This is a genomic window from Rhizobacter sp. P2_H2 (genome assembly GCF_056403375.1).
Window position 1 is genome coordinate 1 of the sequence record NZ_JBFUFP010001486.1, and the last position, 1021, is coordinate 1021.

Consider the following 1021-nt stretch of genomic DNA (forward strand, 5'->3'; position numbering starts at 1 on the left):
TCGCCGTCGCCGAGCTGCGCGCGCTGTCGGCCCCGGCCGCGCCCGGCGTGCCGGGCCTGGCGCTGCGCGGGCTCGACCTGCGCATCGCGGCGGGCGAGCAGGTCGCGGTGATCGGCGCCTCGGGCGCCGGCAAGACCAGCCTGCTGATGGCGCTGGCCTGCGCGGTGCGGCCGTCGGCCGGCAGCGTGTCGCTGTTCGGTCGCGATCCGTGGGCGATGCCGGGCCGCGAGCTGCGCCGCTTGCGCGGGCGGCTGTTCCTCGCGCCGCAGGTGCCGCCGCTGCCGCCGCGCCAGCGTGTCGTGACGGCGGTGCTGGCCGGGCGGCTGCCGGCGATGGGGCTGCTGCAGAGCCTGCGCACGCTGTGGAGCCCGCGCGACGCGGACCTCGCACAGGCGGCGCTCGCCGAGCTGGGCCTGGCCGACAAGCTGTGGCTGCGCGTCGATCGCCTCTCCGGTGGCGAGCGGCAGCGTGTCGGGCTGGCACGCGCGCTGGTGTCGCAGGCCGGGCTGTGGCTGGTCGACGAACCCTTGTCGGCACTCGATCCGACCCGCGCGCGCGTCGTGATCGATGCGCTGCTCGGCGCCGCGCGGCGCGACGGCCGCACGCTGGTGTGCAGCCTGCACCAGGTGGACGTGGCGCGCGAGCGCTTCGCGCGCATCGTCGCGCTGCGCGCGGGCGTGTGCGTGTACGACGGTCCGGCGGCGGGGCTGGACGATGCGGCGCTGCGCGAGTTGTATGCGGGCGAGGTGGCGGCGCCGGCCCCGGATGCCCCGGCGGCAGGCACCGGCCTGTTGCCCGAAAGCATGTGCCGCTGATGGAGCAGGCCGTGCGTCCGGGCGCCGCCGCGCTGCGCGATCCGGCGCTGCTGCGCAGGGTGTCGCTGCTGCTGGCGGCGGCGGTGCTGGCGTGGCCGCTGCTGGTGTGGACCGAGTTCAACCCGGCGACGCTGCTGGACGCGCGCAGCCTGCGGGCGACCTGGAAGTTCGTGTCGGAGTTCATCCCGCCGAAGCACGATGCGGCG

The 1021-nt window shown here is 76.9% G+C and carries 1 protein-coding gene and 1 pseudogene; both read left to right on the forward strand.

The window, feature by feature from the left end; translation table 11 throughout:
- Positions 1-14 precede the first annotated feature (14 nt).
- Positions 15-815, forward strand: a complete 801-nt coding sequence (locus tag AC1D15_RS34135) for a phosphonate ABC transporter ATP-binding protein (RefSeq protein WP_477829564.1) — start codon at positions 15-17, stop codon at positions 813-815.
- An 11-nt stretch (positions 816-826) separates the two neighbouring features.
- Positions 827-1021: pseudogene (locus tag AC1D15_RS34140) on the forward strand (ABC transporter permease); the annotation flags it as partial.